Source organism: Bacteroides sp. 90-K9/2 (assembly GCF_047310725.1).
Lineage (GTDB): Bacteria > Bacteroidota > Bacteroidia > Bacteroidales > Bacteroidaceae > Bacteroides > Bacteroides vicugnae.
In genome coordinates this window covers 145087-168852 of record NZ_JBCGVL010000001.1, presented here as the reverse complement: position 1 = coordinate 168852, position 23766 = coordinate 145087, and the positions used below count along the sequence as shown (strand labels likewise).

15 protein-coding genes and 1 pseudogene are annotated in these 23766 nt (G+C 39.6%); 9 read left to right on the top strand and 7 right to left on the bottom strand.

Annotated elements, in window-relative coordinates:
- Positions 1-92: 92 nt before the first annotated feature.
- From AAHJ11_RS00545 to AAHJ11_RS00535, 3 genes are all read right to left on the bottom strand, one after another.
- Positions 93-1559: a glycoside hydrolase family 140 protein gene (locus tag AAHJ11_RS00545; RefSeq protein WP_195650383.1), complete on the bottom strand. Its 1467-nt coding sequence runs from the start codon at positions 1557-1559 to the stop codon at positions 93-95.
- A 116-nt stretch (positions 1560-1675) separates the two neighbouring features.
- Positions 1676-2881: a glycoside hydrolase family 88 protein gene (locus AAHJ11_RS00540; protein ID WP_322019209.1), complete on the bottom strand. Its 1206-nt coding sequence runs from the start codon at positions 2879-2881 to the stop codon at positions 1676-1678.
- Between the two features lie 13 nt (positions 2882-2894).
- Positions 2895-5363 carry a glycosyl hydrolase family 95 catalytic domain-containing protein gene (locus tag AAHJ11_RS00535; RefSeq protein WP_413579263.1) on the bottom strand — a complete coding sequence of 823 codons (2469 nt, stop codon included), beginning with the start codon at positions 5361-5363 and terminating at the stop codon, positions 2895-2897.
- Positions 5364-5528: 165 nt separating this feature from the next.
- Here AAHJ11_RS00535 and AAHJ11_RS00530 point away from each other — a divergent pair, with 165 nt between their 5' ends.
- The 4 genes and pseudogenes from AAHJ11_RS00530 to AAHJ11_RS00515 form a co-directional block, all read left to right on the top strand.
- The gene (locus AAHJ11_RS00530; RefSeq protein ID WP_195650385.1) at positions 5529-6320 is read left to right on the top strand and encodes a head GIN domain-containing protein; all 792 of its coding nucleotides are present in this window, start codon (positions 5529-5531) and stop codon (positions 6318-6320) included.
- A 186-nt stretch (positions 6321-6506) separates the two neighbouring features.
- Positions 6507-7121 (top strand): DNA polymerase ligase N-terminal domain-containing protein, encoded by a 615-nt coding sequence (locus AAHJ11_RS00525; protein WP_413578888.1) that lies wholly within the window; start codon positions 6507-6509, stop codon positions 7119-7121.
- Between the two features lie 387 nt (positions 7122-7508).
- Entirely contained in the window at positions 7509-9272 is a 1764-nt protein-coding gene (locus AAHJ11_RS00520; RefSeq protein WP_413578886.1) for a helix-turn-helix domain-containing protein, read from the top strand.
- Positions 9273-9484: 212 nt separating this feature from the next.
- A pseudogene (locus AAHJ11_RS00515) lies at positions 9485-10375 on the top strand (AAA family ATPase); the annotation flags it as partial.
- Positions 10376-10429: 54 nt separating this feature from the next.
- Here AAHJ11_RS00515 and AAHJ11_RS00510 read toward each other — a convergent pair.
- From AAHJ11_RS00510 to AAHJ11_RS00495, 4 genes are all read right to left on the bottom strand, one after another.
- Entirely contained in the window at positions 10430-11869 is a 1440-nt protein-coding gene (locus AAHJ11_RS00510) for a hypothetical protein (protein ID WP_413578884.1), read from the bottom strand.
- 7 nt (positions 11870-11876) lie between these two features.
- Positions 11877-13499 (bottom strand): VPA1262 family N-terminal domain-containing protein, encoded by a 1623-nt coding sequence (locus AAHJ11_RS00505; RefSeq protein WP_413578882.1) that lies wholly within the window; start codon positions 13497-13499, stop codon positions 11877-11879.
- 92 nt (positions 13500-13591) lie between these two features.
- Positions 13592-14590: a PD-(D/E)XK nuclease family protein gene (locus AAHJ11_RS00500; protein ID WP_259022898.1), complete on the bottom strand. Its 999-nt coding sequence runs from the start codon at positions 14588-14590 to the stop codon at positions 13592-13594.
- Between the two features lie 68 nt (positions 14591-14658).
- Complete coding sequence (locus tag AAHJ11_RS00495; protein ID WP_234132201.1) at positions 14659-15147, bottom strand: hypothetical protein; 489 nt, start codon at positions 15145-15147, stop codon at positions 14659-14661.
- A gap of 939 nt (positions 15148-16086) precedes the next feature.
- On the opposite strand from AAHJ11_RS00495, the gene AAHJ11_RS00490 reads away from it, so the two are divergent.
- The 5 genes from AAHJ11_RS00490 to AAHJ11_RS00470 are packed head-to-tail and all read left to right on the top strand — an operon-like array spanning position 16087 to position 23755.
- A complete protein-coding gene (locus AAHJ11_RS00490; RefSeq protein WP_234132200.1) occupies positions 16087-19056 on the top strand; it encodes a SusC/RagA family TonB-linked outer membrane protein in 2970 nt (989 codons plus the stop codon).
- 20 nt (positions 19057-19076) lie between these two features.
- On the top strand, positions 19077-20660 hold the full coding sequence (locus AAHJ11_RS00485) for a RagB/SusD family nutrient uptake outer membrane protein (protein WP_342988638.1): 1584 nt from the start codon (positions 19077-19079) through the stop codon (positions 20658-20660).
- A 38-nt stretch (positions 20661-20698) separates the two neighbouring features.
- Positions 20699-21592 carry a Calx-beta domain-containing protein gene (locus AAHJ11_RS00480; RefSeq protein WP_413578880.1) on the top strand — a complete coding sequence of 298 codons (894 nt, stop codon included), beginning with the start codon at positions 20699-20701 and terminating at the stop codon, positions 21590-21592.
- A 37-nt stretch (positions 21593-21629) separates the two neighbouring features.
- Positions 21630-22118, top strand: coding sequence for a TlpA family protein disulfide reductase (locus tag AAHJ11_RS00475; protein WP_143260131.1), 489 nt, complete (start codon positions 21630-21632; stop codon positions 22116-22118).
- A 32-nt stretch (positions 22119-22150) separates the two neighbouring features.
- Positions 22151-23755, top strand: coding sequence for a DUF6029 family protein (locus tag AAHJ11_RS00470; protein ID WP_234132197.1), 1605 nt, complete (start codon positions 22151-22153; stop codon positions 23753-23755).
- Positions 23756-23766 lie beyond the last annotated feature (11 nt).

Sequence of the window (23766 nt, the reverse complement as noted above, 5' to 3'; positions counted from 1 at the left end):
TTAGGCACGGATTACACGGATTACACGGCTTTTAGAATTATGATTGTGCAAAGCAACCGTGAAATCCGTGTAATCCGTGCCTCATAATATAATTATTTATTCCATTTTTGTTGTGCATCCGGTAACTCTGTCCAGTCCTTCTCCATATAGTTTTTACAGCTGTCCACTACAATCAGGATATGATCGTTTCCACTGCAGTAACCACTGTCATGTTGAAATTTGTGCACTCCATTATCAAATTCGCCGATATATTCCAGCTTGCCATCTTTCGTAGTGAACCACCAAGCGTTCTTCTTCGCACCACTGATCTTATTGAAATCAACTTCCATCGGACGTCCGGTGTAGTTGTATACCATCAGATAATCATTACCACGTGTAGCGATAGCTCGGTCATAACGTTCTCCATTCTGTCCAACGATGACAGACTGATCGGGTATACGTTCGAAGAACGGGAAAGTCAACATCAGGTTTTTCAGATACTTCATTTGATTGTAACCCGGATCATCCAGTGCTTCATACCAAGGCTTTTTAGCGCCATAAGCACCACCTACACCCGGTTTGATAAATTGCATGATAGAATTATGACCGTATGTATGTCCGAAAGAACCGGCAAATACCGACCAGTAAGCATACCGGCGTACATCATAGTCTTTCCAGAGCAATTCGTTCTCATCATGCAGGCCATGAGGAATTTCTTCGTAAATCGGTTCACCGTCAATCACGGGTTTCATTGGCTTCATAGCCAAGCTACGCTCTACGAAACGCCAGTTATCTTCTTCCGTATTTTCTTCAATAGGATAATCACCGTCTCCGAAACGTTGCCCGTAGCGGCGGTGTCCGCTTTGAAACATATTGAAATCCAACCAGGGAGCATTGTTAAACCAAGTAGCAGAAGTTGTTCTTCCACGCGGATGGAATGTCATCAGGTGATTCTTGTCGATAGCTTTGATAGAAGTGGCCAGAGCTTCCCATTCGGCGGTTTTTACATCGCCACGGATGTCTCCGCCGATAAACCAGATAATGTTCGGTTCGTCCTTATAACGTTCTGCCAGAAACTTACCGTATGCTTTTGCTTGGTCAACAGTCATTTCACCCCGGTTCACAGGACTTCCCCAAATACAGACCATACCAATATACAAACCCTTCTTTGCTGCTGTACGGATAATATAATCCATGTGATCCCAGTAACCGTATACACCTTTTTGATTGATGTTTTTGAAGTTGTATCCGTCAATCATCGAATACTGTCCGTAGATATTCATAGACGGAACATTATTCAATGTTTGAACCTGAATCACATTATATCCGCGGCGTTTACATTGTTCCAGATAATATTCGGCTTCATCCCGGTTCAAGCGTTCGGGTAATAACCATCCCGTTTCGCCTAACCAAAAGAAAGGAGCACCGTTTTCATGTTTCAGGTAACGTCCCTCTTCGGAAACTACAAGCTTTCCGTTGTTCCAGGGAATGTACGTCTTTTGCGTTTTCTTCTGTGCCGCTGCCGGGATAACTAAAGTTAGCAACAGCAATAAGAGAGGAAGAATCTTGAATTTTCTCATTGTATTTTATCGTTTTTAGTTTATTGTTTTCGAATATTAGGCACGGATTACACAAATTACGCTGTTGCTAGTCATATTTCAAAAGCCGTGAAATTCGTGTAATCCGTGTCTAAAAATTATTTTTTCTCTGTCATTTTCTCATATTCAATGGCAGCCAGAATAAATGAACCGACCGATTTCGGATCATTCTCTATGATCGGTTCACTGATATAATATTCAAATGAGCCGTCACGGTATCTTTTCGAGTCTCCGCCCAATCCTGCCACTGCACAGCAGTTAGTGATTGTATAGCTACCATCTTCTTCAAGACGGGTGAATGTCTTTACCATTCCATCAAAGGCTTTCTTTGTCGGTTCGATATATTCGTTGCCAAGATATCCTTTATTGATAGCTTTGGCGAGAGTGTAGACAAACAAGGCAGTAGCAGATGACTCCAGATAATTACCTTCCCGTGCTCCCTGATCGGTCACCTGATACCAGGTTCCGGATTGAGGATCCTGATATTTCACAAGCGTTTTTGCCAATCCTTGCAAAATCTGTATAATGCTGTCGCGTCCGGCAGTTTCCTGTGGCAGGAAGTCCAGTACATCTACGATAGCCGCTCCGTACCATCCGATGCTGCGACTCCAGAAATTAGGAGAGCAACCCGTTTCTGGATTTGCCCATTTCTGTTCCCGGCTTTCATCCCATCCGTGATAATACAATCCTGTTGCAGGATCATAAGTCTTACTATTTATTAAAAGAATCTGTTTCGTTGCTTCGTCAAATAAAGCCGGTTCGTTGAAAGTGGCCCCATATTGAACCAGATAAGGAGAAGCCATAAAGATTCCGTCCAGCCACATTTGATGAGGGTATCTCAATTTATGCCAGAACCCTCCTTCACTGGTACGGGGCTGCTCTGCCATTTGTTTGCGCAAGGTATCCATGGCAATTTTATAACGTTCGTCTCCGGTCTGTGCATAAAGATCGAAAAGAATCTTTCCACCGTTGACGTTATCAATATTGAATGAAAGATATTTCATGGTTTTGATACGTCCGTCGGCATCAATCAAGCTATCCGCATAGATCTTGGCATAATCATAATATGTGCTGTCTCCGGTATGTTTCCATTCTTCCAACATGGATTTCACTACCAGTCCGTGGGTATATCCCCAACGTGGTTTCTTAGCTTTTTCAATCATCCAGGGTTCGGGGAAACGTTTCATTTCGGAGCGTGCCATGCGTTCACTCCATTTTTCCGTTTCTACTTTTTGAGGTGCTGTGCATGCCAGAAAACAAGTCGTTCCACAAGCTACCATCAGTTTTAATAAGTTTTTGTTCATATCGGTCGAGTTATTATTTTCCAATCAATACATATTCTTGTCCTGCTTTGGTAGGCAGATCATAGACATAAGTCTCTGCAATTTCCACCTTATTCAGGTTTGCCTTTTCGTTAATCAATGGTTCGGGAATAGTGGGAACGGCATAAAGAGGATTCGGGTTTTCACCTTTGGCACGCTTCAGACCCTTGCCTGTTAATGGGTTGAGTGAACGTAAGCGACAGTTACCTCCCTTATGAGATTTCACAACCAGACGGCTTACTTTCCCGTTTTTCCAGCTCAAATCAAGTTCGAAACCTCCACGTGCAATAATTCCTTTGATAAAACCTTCCTGCCAGACGGTAGGAAGTGCAGGAAACAGATAAATAAAACCATCGTAACTTTGCATCAACATTTCTGCAATACCTGCGGCACAACCGAAGTTTCCATCAATCTGGAATGGTGGATGCGCATCGAACAGGTTAGGGTAGGTACCTCCTTTTTTCTTTTCATTGCGCACAAGGGTCAACTGATCTGTAATCAGTTTGTAAGCATGGTCACCATCAAGAAGGCGTGCCCAGAGGCAAACTTTCCATCCCATGCTCCATCCGGTCGACGGGTCACCGCGATGAATCAGAGAAGTACGTGCTGCATCGAATAATTCAGGAGTACGATAAGGAGAAATCTGATTGCTGGGGAATAGTCCGTATAAATGAGAAATGTGGCGGTGTACATCTTTCGGGTCATCCCAGTCGAACATCCACTCCTGTAATTGTCCCCAATGTCCTACTTGCATAGGAGCCATTTCTTTGAGACGTTGGGCCAGGTGAGTGGCAAATTCCTGATCTGTGTCCAGTATTTGAGAAGCAGATATAATTGCTGTCCAAAGATCGAAGACCAATTGGTTGTCCATGGTGCATCCGGCAGCTGTAGTGGCTTTTCCGTCACTCCCCGAATGTACATTCTCCGGTGAATTACTGGGGCAGACTACCAACCAGTTGTGTACCGGCTCTTTCACCATGATTTCATCAAAGAAACGTCCGGACTCTTTCAGTATCGGGTAAACAGAACGCAGGAACTCAATATCTCCGGTGTATAGATAACGTTCCCAGAGATGCCGGCAAAGCCATGCACCACCACTGGGCCACATACCTGAAGGAGCTTTATCAACCGCCCCTGTGATGCGCCATATATCCGTGTTATGATGTAATACCCATCCGTTGGCTCCATACATAACCTTAGCCGTCTCTTTTCCTGTATCGCTAACCTCTTTTATCAAGCGGAATAACGGTTCATTCAACTCACTTAGATTCGTTACTTCTGAAGGCCAGTAATTCATTTCCAAATTGATGTTACAGGTATATTTACTGTCCCAGGAAGGGAATAATTTATCATTCCAGATTCCTTGCAGGTTGGCGGGCTGTCCTCCCGGTTGGGAAGAACAGATCAACAGATAACGTCCGAATTGGAAATAAGTGGCAACCAGATGAGCATCATTGGTGTTCTTGAAATTTTCCACACGCTTATCGGTTGGCACATTTGCATATTGGTCTTTTCCTAAATCGAGAGAAACGCGTGTCAGGTATTGCCGGTAGAAATCAACGTGGCTCTTTTTCGATTCGATGAATGGATGAACCATTGCCTTCTCCAAATAGTTTTTTGCCCGTTCTACTTGATTACCGGTAATATCTTGATAATTATTGAAATTAGTCGCAATAGATACATAGATGATTGCTTCGTCGGCTTTCTCAACAGAAAGTATCCCATCGGCACAAGCTATTTCTCCACCTTTATTTTTAGCAGTCAATCTGCCTTGAAATTCCACTTTCCCTTTCAACCCCTCATGCAAGGAGGATACTCCTGAAAGAGTTACGCAGTTTCCTGCTTCAGAAGCGATCATTACGTCCTGGTGAGGCGAAGTCAGTTGAGCGTTAAATGTAATTTGTCCGGGACGATTGGCTGTCAGGCGCACCATTACTACCTGATCGGTAAATGAAGTAATCGTTTCGCGTTGATATTGCACTCCGTCTACTTCATAACGCACCATCACACGTGCTGAATCCAGACTTAACTCCCGATAATAGTTGGAATAACGGGTATGACCGGGAAAGGCAATTCGCAAATCACCGAAACTTTGATATGGCATTCCGGAATTCGTCTTTGCCATCACCTTTTCTGTAGCGAGAGTCTGTGCTTCCAGGTATTTTCCGGCAAAAACAAGTTCACGCACTTTGGGAATATACTCCAGCGCGTCCGGATTGGCGTTGTTATTGGGGCGTCCTGCCCAGATCGTTTCTTCGTTTAGTTGTATTTGTTCTGTCCCTGGTGTCCCATAAACCATGGCTCCCAGGCGTCCATTTCCCAAAGGTAGTGCTTCTGTCCATACCTGTGCCGGGCAGTCATACCATAGTTTATATTCTTGTGCAGACACATTCGTTTCCTGCGCATGAATGCAGCCCACAGACATCAGTACAAACAGGTACCCGATTAATCTTTTTTTATTCATTTCCATCTAACTGCTTTTATACTTTTATAAAAGGACGTTTAATGGGGGATTTTGTACCCACTATGCAGGTACTAAGAAGTAGGAATGATTTATTATTCTTTCAGTTGCCATACTTTGAAATATACTTCCTATATTTGTCAGTAGAATATTTAATAAGAAGAAATTATGAAAAGTTTTAATGTTACATCTATGTTAGTGGTGCTGATGTTCTTGTGCTTTACAGGAATACAGGCACAGACCGTTACTCCTAGTAAGAAATATATCACGAAAGAACTGAATAACGTGAGCAATTTCAGTTCAATCAGAGTTCTGGGTAGTCCCGACGTTGAGTATCGTCAGAGTAATGGTTCTAAAACAACAGTTTCTATATATGGTTCGGATAATCTGGTTGACCTGTTGGAAGTATCTACGGTAAATGGAGTGCTACAGGTAAATATAAAGAAAGGCGTTAAGATTCTTAGCGGAGAACGCCGGTTGAAAGTGATTGCCTCTTCTCCTTCATTGGATAATGTCGATATTAAAGGCTCGGCCGATGTATATCTGAAAGGTACTATCAAAGGAGCTGACTTAAATCTGAATATAACAGGTTCCGGAGATATTGAAGCTGAAAATCTGCAATACACCAATCTTTCCGCTTTTGTAAAAGGTAGTGGAGATATTGACGTGAAGAATGTGAAGGCCACTACTGTAAAAACGATAGTTAGCGGTTCCGGTGACGTGAAAATAAAAGGTGCCACTCAAATGGCTATGCTGACTGTGAATGGTTCCGGTGATATCAGTGCCGACAAGCTGACGGCTACTAATGTCGTTGCTACAGTTTCAGGTTCCGGCGATATATCTTGTTACGCTTCCAAACAGTTGGACGCAAAAGCCAGTGGCAGCGGAGATATTGAATACAAAGGAAGTCCTTCTATTGTAAATAAGCAAGGTAAGAAAGACTCAATTTCCGGCAAGTAAGAAATTAGATCCTGCAGAAAGCGGGTAAATATGTGCAATGTTACATATTTACCCGCTTTTTGCTATAAACAAACGTAAATACGGTTTTAAAGCCATTAAAATAGATGAATTCCGGCAACAAACAGATATGCTGATTGTTGTGACAATTAATCATTCATTTTTTATTCACCTGAAAAAATACAGATTATGGCAAAGAATTCTCCCGATGAAGGAAAAAGTACAAAAATGGTGGAAAAGCAGGCAGATCCCTCTTTCAGCAACCTCAAAGAGTACCAGGCAAAAAGACTATTCAGTGAGACTCCCGAACCGACGGCGGATACAGTGGAAACTCCAAGCCGGATACCTGTTTTTGTTGTCCAAAAGCATGAAGCCAGTCATTTTCATTTCGATTTCCGTCTGGAAGTGGATGGAGTGTTGAAAAGCTGGGTGGTTCCTAAAGGCCCTTCCATGAATCCGAAAGATAAAAGACTGGCTATACAAGTAGAAGATCACCCTTTGAGTTACGCACACTTTGAGGGAGTTATACCCGAAGGCAACTATGGAGCGGGTACAGTGGAAATATGGGATAGCGGAACCTATGCTTGTGTCGGTAATAATCGTAACATTTCCGCTGCCATTAAAAACAGAATACTTGAATTCAAATTACATGGTCATAAGCTCAAAGGCCTGTTTACCCTTATCCATACGAATATGGACGATCAGGACAGAGACTGGTTACTAATCAAGAAAGACGATATATTTGCAGTCACTCATGTCTACGATGCGAAGAATATTTCATTGTATGATGAGGTATTTCTGTGATATATATGTTCCTTATGGTTAAATGATACTCACTTACATATATAATTTTCTAATTATATACGTAGTTTTATGACTCAATAGAATCTATTGTTTTGATGATTCAATTAATTTTTTCATGATATTATGAGCGTATTATTATGATGAAAATAATTAACTAACAGAGGCTGTTGGGGTAAAACGAAGACTTGATAGTATACCCCTCTTAATATTTCGGTAACAAAAGACATTGTTACCATTTTTGATAGAAAACACCCATTGTTTTTGTTGGAAACCACCTCCTGTGTGAACGTTGAAAAGTTTATACTTGCATCGGATTTTAAGCACGTTAAAAGATTATCAGGCGTGTTTTACGAAAGGTGTAGAATATTAATCAAATCCGATATTAGTATGAATGATTGTTACCTGAATTTATTAGTAAGCTTCCGAGCTTTATCCTCTTCAGATCCTGGAGCCAATTTAGTAAACAGCAAACAAACTATTGGCATCATTTTACCCGATTTGTCGTTGCTTGGATATGCGGTCCCTGTGGAAAGTCTCGGTATTGGACTGTTTGTGATTCTATTTGCGTATCTTATAATAGAATACAATGTGCAGTTATTATCGCATGAAAAATTTAAGATTGCCATGAACATGCTCCATACAGCACATACACCGTTAATATTGCTGCGGAATCAATTGGAAGAACTCAAAACAGGCAACCTCCCTGAACCTCTTTCCCAACAAGTGGAAGAAGCACTGGGATATGCCGAATGTATCATATATTGTAACCAGAATATTGCAACTCTAAATAAAGTAAATAAGAGAATTCCTCCTAAAACGTCAACGGTAAATTTGGAACTTTCCACTTATGTTACTTCCATTGTCAATCAATGCCGGACTTATGCCAACTCCCGCCAGATACAGCTGACTGTTGGTGAATGTTCGGATTGCGTCAGTTGCAGGATAAACGAAAACATAATGACTGCAGCACTTCAACACCTTATCAACAAGATGATTTTGATTTCCGAGTCAGGCTGTTGCATATCAATCAACGTAACCCACACAATAAATTCTTGGCAGTTGCAGATTAGCAATAACGAAATAGCCGGGCAAAGAACAGAGAAAATGTTTCCCTTTATTCCTATTATATTTCCCGTGTATGGATATAGTGATTTATGGACGGTAAGAAAAATCATCCGTCTGCATGGCGGAAAAATAACCGGATGCAGACATGGTAAAGCAGCTACTTTTCAAATCGTCATTCCGACAGACTGCCGTTGTCAGAATCAGTCATGCCCGGTATTGAGACATTCTTCTACAAAAACGAAGGCTCCAACAAATGACTCCTGCGAGAGTCCTAAGAGCAATAAACAAAACACTAAAGCGAGAGAAACTTCCCATATCCTATTAGTAATGGCAGATAAGTTATTCAGTGATTATTTAAAGAAAACCTTATCACGCTATTTTCAAGTTTCAGTTCTTGATAATCCGGAGCTGTTAATGGATACGGCTATCAGTCAAAATCCTGATGCTATCATTATTGACGACAATGTGAATGGAATAAGCGGAGATATACTTAGCACTCAAATTAAGGAAGATAAAACGATAGGATACATACCAATCATTCTTCTATTAAGAGCCTTTGATAACGAAAGCTATTTGTCACATTTAGGGAGTGGGGCAGACCGTCTGGGATTGCGTACGGAAAGCATTTGTAAACTTAGAGCAGACATACGTATGCTTGTCGAAAACCGCATGGTCTTACGCGAACGGATCAGGCTGTTTCTGTCAGATGCCATTTCTCCGATGATTTCCACAAAAGCCGAAATAGAAACAGAAAATGCCGACCGGAAATTTATGGATAAAGTCAATGAAATCCTGGAGAAAAATCTCTCTACTGATAAATATACAATAGATAAATTAAGCGTTGATATAGGCATGAGCCGCACTGCTTTTTATAATAAGATAAGAGAGATTACGGGCAACCCTCCCGAAAACTATATCAATTCATTCAAAATGGACAAAGCACTTAAATTGCTGGCCTCCCAGCAGTACAACATTTCGGATATTGCAGGTATACTGGGCTATTGCGATGCCAAATACTTTGGAAAGAAGTTCAAAGACTTCTATCATGTATGTCCGTCTGATTATATAAAGAGTATTGTAGGATAAAAGAGTATAGAAAAAGAGGGTGCTTGTACACCCTCTTTTCTTTATACCTTTTTACGCTTTTTCTCTTTGACTGCAAATCTTGTTTTATACAGAATGATATCCCCCGGGTTTTCTGATTAGATATCTACCCAATTCAACAGGCTTTTGTGTCATGAACGTCTGGCCTTATTAAGAGATTATTTGGCTTCTAAATCCAATAAGATGAGACTCGTGTAAGGTATGGCTTTAATTATACATTGCGACAAATAGAGCGCGAGTGGTTGTTTATCAGTAAAAAGAATAAGAAAGAATTGCCTTATTTCGTACGTGATGAAGAAGGTATTGGCGTTGATGAAATGCTTTTTGCAGAAGGTATAGGTTGGGAAGAACGAACAAATGATAATCGTTTGTTCCTGTCATTGGTAGCTCAGCTTGGTGGAACTATCAGCAAAAATGTTTTAGATTTTTTTAATTCCGGATACAATGTTATATCTGGATTGAATAGCCAAGGTTATGAGGGCTTGACGAAAAGACAATTTTTGAATAAAGAAGCAGAATCAGTTGATGCTTTACAATTCTTCAAAGATTTGCAGCTAGGTTTCATCGATATAGAAACCGATGAGCATGAGATAGAAAAAGGCAGAAAAGCGATAGATGTTTTTACTGTGCATAATATATATAATAAAGATGGAGAAATAACAGGTAAACAACTTTTTCGTTTTGATTATTGTGAATCACAAGGTACACAGAAACTTTTCGAACTGGCAGGACCGTTGTTTGAAGCTTTACGTCATGGTCGGTTGTTGGTGATGGATGAATTGGATGCTAAAATGCACCCATTGATTTCTCAACATATAATCAAACTGTTCAGTAGTGAAAAGACAAATCAGCATCATGCACAACTCTTGTTTACTACACATGATACCAATCTGCTTTCTTCGCATTTGTTACGTCGTGATCAAATATGGTTTACAGAGAAAGATAAGGCTGAATCTACAGATTTGTACAGTTTGATGCATATAGTGTTACCTGACGGAACGAAGCCGAGAGGAGATGGTAATCTTGAACGTAATTATATAAAAGGACGTTATGGTGCCGTTCCTTATTTAAGTACTATTGAATAATCTTTTGTAACTATGGGAAAGAAGAAGGAACTTTAAACAGAAAAAATGAAAATCCTATTTCTTATGTAAAACTTGCGATATGATTTCTTTTTGTATATTCTCATCAATGATTTCCATTTTTACTTTGTTCAGGAATTCCATTTCTCCTTCCTTGTGTTTCTGATTGATGATAAGGGCAGCTAGTATCAGTACATGTTTGTAATATCGTTCTATAAAATGTTTATTATCGCAGACATGTATTTGGCGAAATAGACTTTCTGTGACTTTATTCCAAAATAACTCTCGTTCTATTTCATCATTGAAAGCTTCAGAAGCACTAACAAGCAGTAGTTGGCAGCAGAAGATGAAACATTCTGATTGTAACTTGTCATAAAGATTATTCTCTGACGTCGCATTCCATCCCTCATACACAATATGGCATAATTTCGATTCCTTTTCTAATAATAATTTGCCAGAATTTCCCATATGTGTTATTGCATTGATTATTGTATTGAGATTAGCAATACTGTTAGAATCCAGTGTTGGATACCATTTATATGTATTATTCTTTATATTATTAATGATAGTCTTTATAGCCGATTCTAACTTAGATACATTTGGCTCTTCATCATTGAGGAGTATATCTATCACGAGTACCAAGTAGTCAAAGTCTCCCGTATCTATATCCCAATAGGTTGCATTATACTTATTAATAATATAATCCTTTATTAATTCAGTTAACTTATTATATGCTTCATAATGCACATCTTTCCTGCTTTCTCTTTGTTTCAGTTTCAGTGTTGCTGCCCATCTGGTTAGTTCCTGTTCCGTGAAACATATTTGTAACTTTTCAAACATCACTTTTATATGATCTTTTAAATGAGCCTTCCAATCATTGTATTTGAGCTCACCTTGTCTTTGAATTTGAAGAAATCTCTTATCATAATCATTGTCTTCATTCAGTGTATAAGAATGGAGATTTACAGACACTTGTTGACTCCATTCGAACCAATATTCTCTTATCAAGGCAGCCATCGTTTTAGGATATTCGAAATGGTATTTTTCAAGATTATGAAGTATTGCAAGAAAATGTTGCTCTGCTTTAAGTTCCATAATAAGTACTGATTGCAGAAATAAATGTTTTAAGTTTTGTAGTAGAGTGAGCCATTGCAAATAGTTGCCTTCTCGTAGTAACCTGTTGGAAAGTATATAATATTCACTAGGTAAAAGTATATAGCAGGAGTAACAATGATATATTTGTGAAACATCATTTTGCAGTTCTTCGTCACTTTTTCCTGATAATAGATAATTGAACGTTCCTTCTTTGCCATGAGCACAAGAATAGGAATGTTTGAGTACATCGTCAGAATCGAATGTCATGTTATTGTAAAGTACATCTGCTATTGATTTTGCTTGCAACTCTTCTTTATTATATGTATGTGGGGTTTCCTTCCATTTTATGACATTACATAATTCATGGAAGTTTCTATTCGGAATTTCAATATCCAGATTCATAATGTTTTTATTTAGCTAATTGAGATTTCAGTGAGTTCAAAACTCTGGTCAAATGAGCAATATGTTTTAATAGTTTCCCTTTCGGGCTTGCATTGAGCTTAACTTTGCGTTGGATATAGCCGTCAAGTGACTCCGAGTTTTCTGTGTCATTCCACCATCGTTCGAAGTTCTTACGCATATATTCTAAACTACCTTGTGGTATCTTACAAATAGAAGATGCTCTGTTACCGAACTCATTTAATGAAGAACCAATAAGCCAGCCACAATCATCAATGATAATGAAACGATCGTGAATAGACAGATTCTTCGTAAGCGAACGACATTCTGCCACCTCTCTTCCCACTTTTCTATTGTAATAGTTGATGCAATCGTTCAGTTTCAATAGATAGTCTTCGGAATCCGGTGAACTTATATTACCTAGCTGTTTCTCGCTATTGATAATTTTTACTTTTACGTCAAGTTTTTTCATAAAGAATATGTACTTTTCGAAATCTTCTTTCTTGAAATAAGGATCACAAATGAGACATTCGTTTTCTGCAGAGTTGAGTAGTTGCATGACATATTCTCCTGCCTTTTCTTTATTTTCTTTATTCTGATTAGTATCTGCACTAAAAAATACAAACTCCATGTGTTTTTCATTCAATTCAGCTAAACAACGTGACTCATCATTAGCGAGATTATCCTTTAATTTTTTATTTGACTTCCTTTTTTTCTTACCATTCAAGACGATTTTTGTCACAGTTGCAGTTCTTTTGCTGCCATCTGATTCACTTTTCTCCAGTTCTATTTCTTTAGATGAAAAAGTTTCATAACTGAATTCTTTGCCTAGAAAAATGACACGTTTATTCATCCAAATCAGTTCACCATTGTTATTGAATATCTTTATGCCAACTTGCAGTGAGAAGAATGGTAGCGGAATAAATATATTCGCAGATCTGCAATCAATAACTGTATCCGTTTCGGTTATGATGTTACTTTCATTATCATACTGCGTTATTCTCACCTTTAAAGAATCTACATATGGTTTCCTGAATTTCATTTGCATGTAAAGTCCATTTGGTTTTTCAGATACCCGAAAGTCAATATTCCGAAATATCTCATTATTATGTAGGATATATACATTACCGATATGGCTGGTATATTCCATAATGTCATATCCTAAATGTTTCTTTGTGAGATATGAGAGTTTTGGGAGCAAACCTTTCAACTGAAGTTCCTTCAGCATTTGAGAATTAGGATCAAAGAAACCTTTCAGTCTGAAAGAACATTTGCGTTTAGGTAATATATCCGGTAAAGTAATCAAGTCTTTTTTCTCCAATTCTATAAATAGCTTTCCTAGGGGATTACCAGAGGGGTATTGCCCAAAAGAATCATTCAAAAAATAAAGAGGCATTCCGTATATAGTAATTTCATCCATAGGAGCTTGAGGTAGAATGTCGGTATCAATATCCTCAATTAGTAGTCCGGTACGGAATGGAGCATCATCTTTACCACGATCGAGGAAACTTTTTCTTGACATTGATGGATTGTAATCCTGCATATCATCCAAAATATTCTCAATAACAGTAAGTATATTGTAATACTTATTCTGTTTTATGTCTTTAAGGTATAATATGGTTCGTCGTATCATATTGAGTGTATACTTTCATAATCGTCTATTTTGCATGAGCTTTCATACAATCTTCCATTTTTTGAATTACTACATGGGTAAGTCTCTGGATTCTATCCGGAAAAACATGATAGCTGAACACGAGGCAAAGGCCGATCTTTACCATCAGAGTTATAAGATTTTGAGACACCAATATAAAGATTCTTCCAATCCGAATCTCTTCCATCATCTCTCGTTATCGTTATATAGTGAGACCAATTTGGCTTTTTGAATAATATAGCCGGACCTTCATTCCCTTTTTTGACTTCAAAAAACAATCCCATTTGGGACGCAAATTTACCTAACGGTTTAAATACGAATTCATTCCTTAATCTATTGCTAATTTCAGCTCTGTTATCCATCAAGGCCACAACAGCCTCTATATTATTGATGGCTAAATTTACTATTTTATCACTACTATCTTTATTCATATCTTGTCCGGTTATTTGTTTAATAAGTGTTATGTACTGGGAAATAGTCTCTCTTGCCAACGGTTTGTCGTATGCTAACATTACACACTGCGACAGCCAATGGAGAATATGCTCATCGTATGAGATACAATGATAGTCCATCTCTTCGTTTCCCAATGAATCTTTACTTGCCTCATGACCGTCAAGTGTAAGATAAATCAGTTTGAACCCTTTTGGAAAGTGTTGTTTTCCATAGTTGTTGTATCGCAATAACTGATGGTGTTGATCAATAGCATATATTTTATTCTCAATGATAACTGCATGTTCGCCATCCTCTAAGATTATATCAATGCGCCCACCAGTGGACTCTGTTCGCTCACCAATATATCGTTCGACTATATTGCTTTTACAATTGGAAATATAATCTTTGTTTAAGCCAATAACTGCAAGGAATTCTTTAAGTAGAGCATCTTTCAGTCCATGACTTCCGTTAGGATTTAACAATTCTGCAAGAAATGCGGAATGTAATCTTACCTCATCAGACCATAGTCCAAGCGTGTTGAAAACGTTGAAGTAATCTCCATTTCGTTGCTTCTGTTTCATCCGTTCTTGCTCGACAAGACAAACTTTGCCTATTTCGATTAAAAAATTATTCAATTTCATACTTTAGACATTTTGTTGCACACAAAAATAATAAAAAACGGTCCATTTTATATGGAACCTATAAATTATCACATGTTTTTCTCCTCCTTCACTATCTTTCTCCACCTCTGAAACGCCCTCATTAAACTTTCTTCTTCCACTAACTCTACCATATTATAATGTGCGACGAAAGTTTCCATTGATTTTTTGAACATGATGCCGTGGCAGTATTTATTTTCCAGAAGAAATTCATAAAGTTCGGCCTTCATTTCTACTTCCATTGCTTTTTCAATGATAAGTGCACTGTCGTGACCTATATAATTATATACATTTGGATTTTTTCCGTTTCTTGGGTGGGGGAGAGTAAAGGTGATATTTCCGGTTTCGTGCCATGAGGCATTGGGAGGGTGTGGGATGGAAAGTTGGTGGAGGAAGTGGTAAAGAGGCTGCGTGTCAAGAAGATGGATGGCGGAAGGCGAGGAGGAAAAGCGGTCTGGAGGTACGTCGAGGTGATTTTTATAGCGCACGTACATGTAAGCCGCTAGATAGGGCTTGATTTGGAAAGTAACTGTAATCATTGTTTTTTAGATTTTATTTGTAAAATATTTATCAGAGTAGTACCATTTTTAATATTGGCATTTGCATTATTGTGTTGAGAATTTTCTTATAAAAGGAAGGTACGAGAGAATGCTTGTGTAATGATTTGGATTTCAGGTGGTTACATAAGTGATTTTTGGTTTAAAACCAACGGGTCGTTCCTTTAAAAGGAACGACCCGTTCGACACCGAGGAATACCCCGTTGGTTTTAAAGCAACGAGGCGCTCCTTAAAATCAAGAGATAAAACTATAGTAAATCTCTCAAAAAATTGAAATCGTGAAATAATCTAATCTATTTCAATGTAAAGAAATTGTATCGCTATGTGTTTGAGTGTTTTTATTTGTATAAAGAAATATACCGAGTGTCATATATGGAGAATTTTCAGATAGTACCTATTTAACATAGTTTAAACGAGACTCTTTTATAATTCTGATTTTATTTTATGTTTAAGATCAATTTGAAATTTAATTATAATATTGATGAAAGGTTTGATAGGAGGTTAATTGAGATAAAATGGCTATAGCGTACTTCATTAAAAGAAAAATCACCAAGTTCTATCAGAACTTGGTGATTTTTCATACCCTATTTATATTAAAATAAGTGTATAAGTTATTAAAATGTAAATTATCAATCTTTCTCAAGTTGTATTTATTAACAATTCCTTTTTGGTATCGTTTAATGGAACAAAAGTATATATTCTTTTTGCAAAAAACAACGAAAAGACATATTTTTTTTGCGAAATCGTTATATGGATTGATCGAAAAAGTAAAATCAAGCAACATTTCTCCCCTAGATAACATATTTGATGTAAAAACACAACAAAAGCAATGAATCTTTATTAAGTTCTGATAGAACTTAATAAAGTGTGAAAAGTGAGTTTAATTGTTTTAGGGCTATTTAATAACTTAAAAAGAGATTTATGAAGAAAAAATTAGCGCTGCTATTTGGATACCTTTTTATAGGTATCGGGCTGATAACAGCTCAAACGCAGAAAGTCACGGGGACTGTGATTTCCGATGATGACAAACAGCCTGTTGTAGGGGCTTCGATTGTCATAAAAGGCACAAATTTAGGTACAATAACAGACGTGGATGGTCGTTTTACTTTGCTAAATGTACCAAATTCAGCAAAAATAATACAAATCTCTTATATAGGTATGAAAACGGAGTCGGTTTCTGTACAGCCGACTATTAAAGTTATTTTGAAATCTGATGCACAACTGATGGACGAAGTTGTGGTGGTGGGCTACGGTTCGGCAAAGAAACTAGGTTCGGTAGTAGGTTCTGTAACAACAGTAAATAATAGTAAGATAGCCAATAAACCTGTGGCCAATGCCGGGGATGCATTGCAAGGACAGGTTGCCGGTTTGCAGGTTTTTACTCCTAGTGGGGAACCGAGCGGAACTGTCGTAATGAGATTGCGTGGAGTAAGTTCGATCAACTCAAATACAGAACCTCTTTTTATTCTCGACGGTTCACCTATCTCCTCCGGTGCATTTACTGCATTAAATCCGAATGACATCGAAAGCATGACTGTATTGAAAGATGCGTCCTCAACAGCCATTTATGGATCCCGTGCTGCTAACGGAGTGGTAATAATGACTAGTAAGAAAGGTAAAATGGGACAGAAAGCCCGTGTAACCGTTAATGCGCAATATGGCTGGTCTAAAATGACGGGAGACAATATCGAGATGATGAACAGCGAACAATGGCTCACTCTGCAGGAAATGTTGGACCCGGGGAAAGTATATGATACGACATTCCAAAAACGGAAAAAGTTCTATGTAGATAATGGTATATCGACAGACTGGTCGGACGTCTTTTTCGGAGATGCAGCTCCTACCCAGCAATATGATGTAAATGTGGTCGGTGGCTCTGAAGGTATCAACTATTATGTCTCATTCGGTCACTATGATACGGATGGAATTATGGATGATTCATCCCTGCGTCGTGAGACTTTGCGTAGTAATGTAGAAGTGAAGGTGACCGATTGGCTGAAGGCAGGAATTAATGTGAACCTTTCCTATCAGAAATATAATACAACCACTTTCGGTACGGAAGCCAATAGCGTTTATAATAAAGCATATGCTGCCCGCATTTATCGTCCCGATCAGACGATGAATGAAATATTGACCGATGAAGAAGGTAATTTTACAGGTTATGGCAAGCGACTGGATCATTTAGACGATATGGGATACTATAATCCGTATTATCTGTCAGAGCTTCAGCCTAACGACCGGAGTACGGTACGTATCAACGGTAATACCTTCTTTAATATAAACCCGATAAAAGGATTGAATATCCGTACTTCACAGGCAGTAGATGCTTTTGATTACCGCAACTCTCATAAAGCATATCCGGAAGGACCATTTGAGGGAGCAGGAGTAGCATCCGAGTCTTTTGAACGTTATTATTCATTTACTTTTACCAATACGGCAGAATATAAGTTCAGTTTGTCGGGTGCACATCATTTTACGGTATTGGCGGGACAGGAATCCATCATAACCAAAAATGAGAATTTCTCGGCGACTTCTAAAAAAATGGTAGACAGCCGGATGATGCTGATGGCAGCAGGAGCCGAATCAGAAGTACCCATACACTCAATGTATGATAAAGTATTCAATTCCTATTTCGGTACAATCAGCTATAGCTTTGCTGACCGATACTATATTGATTTGGCAGCACGACGTGACGGTTCTTCTTTGTTTGCCAAAAACAACCAATGGGCAAACTTCTATTCATTAGGAGCCATGTGGGATATGAGAAAAGAAGATTTTATGCAGAATATCTCATGGTTGAACAGCTTGCAGTTGAAAGCGAGCTATGGAACAACAGGTAATTCCGGTATCAGTGCCTATAACGCTTTGGCATTGGTTGGCTCCGGTTTGCTGTATAACGGGCAGGCAGGTATTGCTCCTTCCACCGTTGGGAATGATAACCTGACATGGGAAAGTATGAAAACACTGAATATAGGAATCAGCACAAGGGTGTTTGACCGTTTTTCTGTGGATTTGGAATTCTATAACCGTCAGACAGAAGATATGCTGATGGCGTATCCGTTGTCATACACTACCGGACATGGCAGTAGTGTGGAAAATGTGGCGAGTATGCGTAATCGTGGCTTTGATATTACACTGGGAGTGGATATTCTGAAAACAAGAGACTTTTCATGGAGTGTTTCCGGAAATTTGAATTATAATAAGAATGAAATAACCAAACTGTTTAACGGGTTGGATGAATATACCTTACCCGATACCGGTTTGAAAATGAAAGTCGGTAAACCTTGGGGAGAATATTACTATGTAAAGTGGGCGGGAGTCGATCCGCGTGACGGATATAATATGTGGTATGATAAAAATGGAAATCTGACGAAAAGTTATTCCGAAGAAGATGCCGTTTTTATCGGTAAGCAACGTTACGCACCTTGGTCAGGTGGTTTTGGCACCCAATTCGGATGGAAAGGGATTTCCGTCAGCGCGGACTTTTCCTTTATGCTTGGCCAGTATATGTTGAATAATGAACGCTTCTTTACAGAAAATCCGACCTTCGCGGGTTCGGACAATCAAACCGTGGAAATGCTTAATATGTGGCAGAAACCGGGAGACGTAACCAGAATCTCTACTCCGGATTCTCCGATGCAGTTTGACACGCATTTGTTGGAAAATGCCTCATTTATGCGTATGAAAAATCTGACTGTCGGATATACTTTCCCTACCAAGCTGATTCAGAAAACCGGAGTAATCAGTAATGCCAGAATCTATTTTGTAGGACGTAATTTGCTAACTGTGACTAAATATAAAGGATATGATCCGGAAGTGGACAGTAATATCCAGTTGGGTAACTACCCCAATACCAAGCAATACTCTTTTGGCGTCGAACTAACTTTCTAAAAACATAAAGAATGGTGAATATGAAGAAAATATCTATAATAGCATTGACTGTACTGACACTTGGAATGACTTCCTGTGATATGGATAAAATGCCATATGATGCTATTCCGACAGAGGAAGCATTGACAACCATAGTCGGTTTTGAAGAAGCGCGTGCCGGTATCTATTCTGTATATCTGGGACTGACTGGCGGCAGCTATGTGCTGGTGCCCGAAGTTCAGGCGGATGCCTTTAATGCAGTGGCGGATTTCTCTAATAAATATGGTGAGTTGCACCGTTGGACCTTCGAGAGTACCAACTCTGCTATAGAAACAATTTGGGCAAACTGTTACGCTGCTATCGGACGTGCCAATTTCTTTATCGACGGAGTAGACAAGATAGATGAGAATCCGGAGATTGAGTTGACTGAAATCCAAAGAAAGCAGATTAATGTCTACGAGGGGGAAGCTTATTTCACAAGAGCATACTGCTACTTTTATCTGGCAACATTATTTTGTCGTGATTACAATGTGGCTACTGCAAGCAGCACTCAGGGACTGCCGCTTCAAGTGAAATATGAACCTAAACTTTCTGCTACCCAATATCCGGGACGTTCTTCACTGGAGGATACTTATAAACAGATATTAAATGATCTGGAAGAAGCTGAAGAGCGCATAGAAACGGCCAAAAATGGTATTGCTGATTATGACAGATATATCAACGGCGGATATGTGACCGTGAATACAGCTCCCAAGAACTGCGGAAATTATATTACGATAGATGTGGTGGCGGCTCTGAAAGCACGCGTTGCCCTGCAGATGGATGACTATGAAAATGCTGCGAAGTATGCGGGTGACCTGGTTAATTCAAACAGATATCCATTGTCGAATACAGCGAAGGACTTTGAAAGTATATGGAAGGATGACAAAGGAACGGAAACCATCTGGCAGATTGCCATGACCAGTGCTGATGACGCCGGTGTCCCTTTAGGAACTATTTTTATCGGTTATCCGACCACAAAGAAGGATTATATTCCTACACAAAGACTGATTGACTTATATAATGAGAAAGATATCCGGTTGGCCACTTATTTCGGGAAGTATCATTTAACCGTATCGTCCGGTAATGCAGCGGATATATATTTCTTTAATAAATATCCGGGTAATGAGTATTACAATGCATTAGGAAGTGAAACACGGTATTTGAATCAGCCGAAACCATTCCGCATTGCTGAAATGTATCTGATTGCCACTGAAGCCAATGCAAGGATCGGAACTGCGGCATCTGTGCAAAAAGCGAATGATGCTCTGAATGCACTAAAGAAAGCACGAATCGAGGGACTGGCTGATGCGACCTACGATCAGGAGGCTTTGCTTAATGAAGTCATGAACGAACGCGAACGTGAACTGGTGGGTGAGGGCTACCGGCTGATGGACCTGAAACGTTGGGGAAAAGGTGTGAAACGCGGAAAAGCACAAAGCAAAGGGTTGATACTTTTCCCGGGACAGGCAAGCACTGACGGACTGGATAAACCTGCTGATGACCAGCGGATGCTTTGGCCTATTCCTAAAGCTGAAATGGACGCCAATCCTCAACTGGCAGGTCAACAGAATCCGGGATATTAATAAATTGAATAAAGTAAATTATCAAACACTTGAGTAAAATGAACTATCTGAAAATATATGCATTTCTTCTGTGTGCTGTTCTAATAACTGCCTGTTCGGATGCCGAGGAACAGCTTAACTCCGGAGCGGCTACGGTAAACTTGCAGGAGACAGCGATGACAGTGAAAGAATCTGCAGGTTTGTGCACTGTACCTGTCGTAGTGACAGGTGAACATACCGGAACTATCCGTGTGACATTCGAGTTAAAGGATCATAGTGCAAAAGAAGATGAAAATTACATCGTCACCACCAAAACACTACTTATTCCTGCCGGACAGGAGACTATAAATTTTGAGTTTAAAACTGTAGATGACAAAATAGTCAATGATGACCGTTCCTTTGATATTGAAATAGCTAGTGCGGAAGGGGCGTCCATTGGTGAAAACAAGCGGTTGACGGTGATTATTGAAGACAATGATTCCAGTCTTTATGAAACTCTTTCAGGAACTTGGGTATTTACCGGAACGGCATCTGCCACCAATGTGTCCAATGTGCCGATAGGCTTCTCTGTAAAAGTAAATACGGCGGAAGAAGGTACGGAGGCTTACGGACACTATATGGTTTGTTCAAATAAGAATGGGTTTGATCCGGATAATGATATTGAGTGGGAATTTAACTGGCGGTTGCACTATGAATATGATGCAGCTAAGCAGAAAACCTATCTGTCTATCGTGACGGACGAAGATGTTGCTTCCTATGGCTTATATACCATTCGTTTCAGGAGACTTGCTCTGGATGGAAGTTCTTCCGATGTTTACCGGGGAGAATACGATGCTGAAACACAAACGGTCACTTTCGAGAATGCTAACCTGATAGGCGATATGTATAAAGAAGGTGAGATACAGATACAAAAATTCAGGCTTTTTGGTTGTAAGATGGAACTTATCAGATAAAAAAACAAAATTATAAACATCACTAATAAAAGAATTTATGAGAGCATTAATTGTCTGCATTACCCTGTTGTTTGCTTTTCTAACTTGTGCTATGGCACAAATACCGTCAGTCAAGGTTGAAGATTCCAAAGGAACGCAGGTGAACACCGCTTCCCTGGTTAATCACAAGACGCCTATGATTATTTCTTTTTGGGCAACAACGTGCAAACCCTGTATTCGTGAGTTGGATGCTATTAATGAACTGTTGCCCGACTGGTTGGAAGAAGCCAAGTTTCGTGTGGTAGCTGTCTCAACAGATGACAGCCGTTCTACAGCCAAAGCGCGTGCGCTGGCGGAGGGGCATGGATGGGATGATTTTATCATGTTGTATGATAAGAATCAGGAGTTCATGCGAGCTATGAATGTGAGCCTGACCCCGCAGGTATATGTGGTAAATGCGGAGGGAAAAATTGTCTATTCACATACCGGCTATGCTCCGGGAAGTGAACTGGAACTATTGAAAGCGATTAAAAAATTACAGAAGTAAATCTGTTATTATTCATAGATAAACGCAATGACATGACTAGAATAAGATTTCGGATGTTTGCTTTATTAGCGTTAGCATCAACTCTGACCTATGCACAGGAAGATAACAAGAAGGGTTATCTGACGGGGAGCTTTGAAACAAATACGACTTACTATAAGGATGATAGTAAAACAGAAGCAGAATCTCCGGAGGATCATTTCGGTTCGAATAATTATCTGAAATTGGATTACTATCAGGGCAAGTTTGCCGTAGGCGTACAGTTGGAAGCCTATGAACCGGTACTGGTGGGATACCCGAAAGAATTGGAAAAGGCAAAGCTGACCAACTATTACGTATCTTGGGCCGACAAGGATTTCTCCATAACAGCGGGTACGTTTTATGAGCAGTTCGGTAGTGGACTGCTATTCCGTAGCTGGGAGGACCGTATGCTTGGTTTAAATAATGCGGTGATGGGAGCACGTTTTACCTACAATTACAAGAATATTGTAGGGTTGAAGGCTATTTGGGGAACTCCACGTTTTGGTATGGATTTTTCTGATACACAAGTACGTGGTGTAGATGTAAGTTTCTCCCTGTCTGAAATGCTTAAATGGCAAAATACCTCCTTGAGTATCGAAGGAGGGGCATTGAACCGGTATGAGAAGATCAGTATCGACCTCGAAGAAGAAGGAGGAAAGCCTTATTCGAATGGCTTCTCGGGGCGGGTGAATTTTGAACGTTCCGGGTTTACAATGAAGGGGGAATATGTAGATGGCGGTGATAAATATTATGGATTCATCCACGATGACAAGGCTTTTGTAAGGAAACGTGCCAATGCACAATTGCTGGAACTGGGCTATAGTGGCAGCGGATTAGGTGTGAATCTGACTGGACGTCGTCTGGAATGGATGAACAGTGAAATTATTGCTGGTAATGGTTCTACTTCGAATTTGTTGAATTACGTCCCGGCGATGAGTACGCAATATACCTATATGCTGACCAATTTACATCCTCATACTCCACAAGTGGGAGATGTGACGAATACAATCAGCGGTGAGATGGGGGGACAACTGGATGTCTTTTATCATTTCAAAAGAGGAACGGTGATTGGAGGTAAGCGCGGTCTGAAATTACATGCTAACTTCTCTACCTATTACGCTTTAGAAAAAGAAGGCACAGCCCAGATGGGTAACTTGGCGTTCCGTGATTTTAGTTTCGATGTAGAAAAGCAGTGGACAAAGTCATTCAAAATGAACCTGCTTTATTCCATGCAGGAATATAGTCCTTCTTACGGAGCGAAAAAAACGACCTCGCTGTCGAATATTTTTGTAGCAGATTTGCAATATAAATTCACTCCTTCTTTTTCCACTCGTATGGAGTTACAATACCTTAATACAAAAGAAGATCAAAAGGACTGGATGGCAGCTCTGCTGGAACTGAATTTTGCTCCGGCATGGAGCATTTACGGAAGTGATATGTATAATCATGGCAAAGATAAAATCCATTATTACAATGTGGGGGCCAGCTATGCAAAATCACGTACGCGTATTGCGTTGAGTTATGGTCGTAACAGGGAAGGATATGTATGTTCCGGGGGAGTTTGCCGGACGATTCCTAAATACACAGGTGCTAACCTGACTATTACCACTTCGTTTTGAGGTCAGTGAAT